This window comes from Mesorhizobium sp. M7A.F.Ca.CA.004.12.1.1 (genome assembly GCF_003997835.1).
Classification (GTDB): domain Bacteria; phylum Pseudomonadota; class Alphaproteobacteria; order Rhizobiales; family Rhizobiaceae; genus Mesorhizobium.
On sequence record NZ_RZRK01000517.1, the window covers coordinates 1 to 4,391 of the forward strand.

The window sequence follows — 4,391 nt, forward strand, 5'->3', positions numbered from 1 at the left end:
GAAAATCGAGCGTGATCGTCTTTTCGGATTCGATCATTCTTTTGAAGAGACCGAATTCGACCTTATATTTGACATTGCCGATGGCAAGCGGACCAATGCCGACAGCTTTTGCCGCTTCGAGTGGATCACCATTGGCATTGACGGCCAATCCTTCGATGCCGGCCGGGGGGACGGCATTGACGTCGGCCGCAATAAGCAGGTCATTGCCTTTCAACTGGGCTTTGGAGACCACCTGGACGCCGGCTTTGGCGCAAGCCAGGATAATTTCGTTCGCCTCGACCAGCTTTGTCTTGCGTGCGTCGCTCGATCCGTCAGCGGCATCGACGATGATGTTGAATCTGCTTTCGATCTCGGCTGCGATCTGTTTGACCCTCTCGATGCCGTCATGGCCGACAAGTGTGACCCGGGCACCTTCCCCTGCCGCGATGACGGCGGTGCAGAAGCCGACGACGCCGGTGGCGCCGAAAACAGCCACCCTCGTATCCCTGAGCGCACGCTGAAATTTCTTCTCGAGCGCCTTTTCGCCCTTGGCCACCATCGCCGCGGCCGTGGTGAACGAGCCGGCCGGATCGGCAAATACCGAAACCTGGAAAGGCGGCACCATCGCCTTCTTCGCGGCGTCGAACATGTCGAGCGCCAACGAGGCATCCTTCCCGGCGATGAAGATGCCGGTGTCGACACCCGCATCCGGCGGGCGCGAAAAGATCGCGTCCTGGACCAGGCCTGTCACTTCGGCGAGGCTTACATCGACATAGGGGACGACGGCGTCGAAGCCTGCGTCGAGCGCCATGTTCACGTCGAAGGGGCTCATCTGCTTCAACGGTGTCAGCATGTGCAGGATGTGTTTGCGGGCCATTTCTTGCCTTTCTGCCTGAAACGGGAGCGTCAGCTGCCGACGAGATTCAGCCTGGTTGAGCTGATCTTCGCGCCGGAGTTCCTGCCCTTGACGATCTTGATCTCAAGGCCGTCCTCAATTGTCGTCTTCCGAACCGCGTCGACGAACTTGAGTGCGGCGTCATGTGATGGCGCGAAGGCAAAGCCTGTCGGCCCCCAGGAACTCTGGCCGATGCCGACGGCGCCTGCTTCATTGAGACGGTGGGCCGCCATCTCGACCCGCTTCGAGGTGAACACGCCGCCCTGCGCCGGGGCGAAATGGCTGCCGATCAGCATCTGTATCGCGGTGACGGCGGCGCCGAATGCCGGAAGGTCCCGCTCGACCAAAGCCGGCATAATGCCCATCAGCACCCTTCGGCAGATCTCCCCGCTGCCTGCCGTTGGGAACGGCGGCAGCGAACGAAACGCCGCGACCTCGGCAGCGCCATGCAGTCCATGCCCGGAATGGTCGAGGATGAGGATGACGCGCCACTCTTCCGGAAACGGCAGCCGCGCGACGACCGGAGGCGTTCCGCCGCGGTCGTTCTTGCCGGCGTCGACTATGACGCCGCCATCTTCGAAACTTGCGATGCCGATGCCGGATCGGCCGCCCCGCTCGAGCAGGCCCGCGTCGCCGGCGATATCCAGAGGCAAATTATGGAGAGTGCGCAACGCCGAGGCGACGGCAAGGGCGATCTGCGTGCCGGACCCCAGACCCGCATGACTGGGGATCGACTGCTCGACCACCAGATGGTGCTGGGCGCGAATGCCGAGATGCGCGCAGAGCGTCGACAGATGCTCGCTGGCGCGGGTGCTCTCGGAGCCTTCGACGATGGTTTCGCCGGACCGCGACAGGGTGACGACGGTTTCGGGTTCGCTCAATGGAAGCCCGACGCTGCCGAACCGCCGTCCGGCATCGCCATTGAGATCAAGGAAGCCAAGGTGCAGGCGAGCGGGCACTCGTATGGTAACAGAATTCGACATCTGCCCCCCGATGGGTGCATCATGGATGCATCATGGAAGTTTAGGTGCCCGGTACCATGATAACTGTTTTCGTCGATGGGGCAAGCCAAAGAGAATGCATCCACGTGTTTGCTGGCTCCGGCGTGTAGACAGACCGAGCAATTCGCGGAGGTCGAGATGAACGAGACAGTCAAGGAAAAGGTCTATTCGGAAGCCGAGATCGCCGAGCGGCTTGAGAAGGAGCTGCCAAAATGGCGCTACGAAAACGGCTGGATCCGGCGCAAATACAAGACCCACAGCTGGAAATCGACGCTGATGGTCATCAACACGGTTGGCCATCTCGCCGAGGCGGCGTGGCACCATCCCGATATCACCGCCTCCTATGCCTGGGTCGAGGTGCGCCTGATGAACCACGCGGCGAAAGGCATTACCGACAAGGATTTCGAGTTGGCGAAAAAGATCGAGGATGTTGTCCAGTGGCAGCCGGCCAAGGAAGGCGGGGCGCTGGAGGGCACTCCGCTGACCGATCAACGCTTCGCTTACGTCAAATATGACTAAGCAGGGTCGGAATTTGTTGATAGCGTATGAAAACATTCGCTGATCCGCTGCAAGGTGGGGTTCACGGCCAATCCAGTTTCGTCTAGGATCGTGGCGGCACCAGAAAGTAGTTTAGCGAATGGCGGTTGCTTGGATCGGCAACCGGGAAGCGCTGATTGAGCGCGCGGCTGCGCATGCCGCGTCGCTACTGTCGTCAAGTCGGTGCCCGGTTTTCAGCTTTGATACGGATATAGACGGCACGAGGGCGGCGATCGCGCTGGCTGAGAGGGCTGGCGCGGCATACGACCATGCCGATGGCGCGGCACTTGCCCGGGAGACTGCGCTTTTTACGGACAAGGGGGCAATGACCGTCGCCCCCGGAGAGACGCGCCGGCGTGCCGATGTCGTGGTGATCGTGGGCGAGCTCCCGCGGATCCATCATGGTCTTGTTGGCGAACTCGCCGGGACGGTTCCCGACCTCTCGACCGTGAACCAGCGCGCGTTCTTCGTGGTAGGCCCGAACGGGATGTCTGTGCCGCCGCTGAACGGCGGGCGCGAGGCAACGCGACTTTCCTGTGGCCAAGCTAGCCTCGCCGCCACGCTGGCGGCGCTGAGGACACAGCACAAAGGGCGGCGTACATCGCAACCGGTGTCGAATTTCAATGATTTCGCCAAAGCGTTGGCGGCCGCGCATTTTCCCGTGTTCCTGTTTTCAGGCCACGCCGCCGAAGGCCTGGCATTGGAGATGCTGCAAGGACTGATCGCCGATCTCAATCACAAATCGCGCGCATCCGGCCTTCATCTGCCGGCGAACGAAAGCGGCTGGGGAAGCACGCTCGCCTCGGCCTGGATGACAGGTTTTCCGCTGCGCACCGGCTTTGCGCGCGGTTTCCCGGAATTCGATCCCTGGCGCTGCGATGTGGCTCGCATGATCGCTGCCGGCGAAGCCGACCTGCACCTGCGGATCTCCGCCATAACTGCCCAGCCGAAGGAAAAAAAGCGACGCATGGCGTTGATTGCGTTGACGAAAACGCAAGAGCCGGTTGCCGGCGCCGCAGTCACCATCGCCATCGGCGAAGCTGGGGTCGATCACGATGCGGTTGTCTACTCCAGCCGCACGGGCTCGCTCAGGTCGATCGATGCGCAAGCGGCCTCGCAATTGCCCTCCGCCGCGATGATCATCCGCCTGATCGCTAGCCACGCTTTCGCCGAGCCACTGCCATGCTGACGAAAATCGCCGGCGGCGACATCATCGATCCCGTCAACGGCCGTCTCGGCAAGGGCGACCTTTGGGTCAAGGACGACAAGATCGTTTCGGCGCCGGCGGGAGGGGCGGCCGACCGGATCATCGAAGCCAGCGGCTGCATCGTGATGGCTGGCGCCATCGACATCCACTCCCACATTGGCGGCGGCAATGTGAACACCGCGCGGCTGCTCTTGCCCGAACAGCATGCCGCCCATCAGGCGCGGCCGGCAATGACGCCGCTCTCCAATGCCGGCTGGTCGACGTTCCAGACCGGCTGCCTCTACGCCAAGATGGGCTTTACGACGGTGGTCGAGCCGGCGATGTCGCCGGGAGCGGCGCTTCACACGCATCTCGAACTGGCTGACATCCCGATCATCGACAAGGCAACCCTCGCCATTCTCGGCAATGACGATTTCCTGTTGTCGATGATCCGCGACGACGCCCCCTCGACGAGGATCGAGGACTATGTCGCCTGGACGGTCGCTTCGACGCGAGCGCTTGGGGTCAAGGTGATCAACGCCGGTGCGGCGGCCGCCTTCAAGGAGAACGTCCGCACCTTCTCGCTGGACGATGTCGTGCCTTCCTATGGCGTCAGTTCGCGCAAGATCGTCAAGACGCTGCAGGCCGCCGTCGACAGTCTTGGCCTGCCGCATCCCCTGCATGTCCATTGCAACAATCTGGGCAGCCCCGGATCGGCGGATACGGCGGCCTGCAGCGTCTTGACGATCTTGCGCGAACTGACGCCATAGGAAGGCACGACATCGTCCAGCGA

Annotated in this window: 4 protein-coding genes and 1 pseudogene; 3 read left to right on the plus strand and 2 right to left on the minus strand. The window is 62.2% G+C overall.

The features are described from left to right. Together EN984_RS23970 and EN984_RS23975 are read right to left on the minus strand one after the other, a co-directional pair. The coding region (locus tag EN984_RS23970; RefSeq protein ID WP_127383992.1) for an NAD(P)-dependent methylenetetrahydromethanopterin dehydrogenase at window positions 1-856 on the minus strand (856 nt) is incomplete at its 3' end. A 29-nt stretch (window positions 857-885) separates the two neighbouring features. Next, complete coding sequence (locus EN984_RS23975) at window positions 886-1,857, minus strand: beta-ribofuranosylaminobenzene 5'-phosphate synthase family protein (RefSeq protein WP_127269826.1); 972 nt, start codon at window positions 1,855-1,857, stop codon at window positions 886-888. 156 nt (window positions 1,858-2,013) lie between these two features. On the opposite strand from EN984_RS23975, the gene EN984_RS23980 reads away from it, so the two are divergent. The 3 genes and pseudogenes from EN984_RS23980 to EN984_RS23990 all read left to right on the plus strand — a co-directional run. Beyond that, a complete protein-coding gene (locus tag EN984_RS23980; protein WP_027036898.1) occupies window positions 2,014-2,394 on the plus strand; it encodes a 4a-hydroxytetrahydrobiopterin dehydratase in 381 nt (126 codons plus the stop codon). 118 nt (window positions 2,395-2,512) lie between these two features. Then, the gene (locus tag EN984_RS23985; RefSeq protein WP_127269824.1) at window positions 2,513-3,601 is read left to right on the plus strand and encodes a tungsten formylmethanofuran dehydrogenase; all 1,089 of its coding nucleotides are present in this window, start codon (window positions 2,513-2,515) and stop codon (window positions 3,599-3,601) included. Continuing rightward, window positions 3,595-4,329, plus strand: a pseudogene (locus EN984_RS23990) (amidohydrolase family protein); the annotation flags it as partial. The gene EN984_RS23985 and the pseudogene EN984_RS23990, both read left to right, overlap by 7 nt. Window positions 4,330-4,391: the final 62 nt, after the last annotated feature.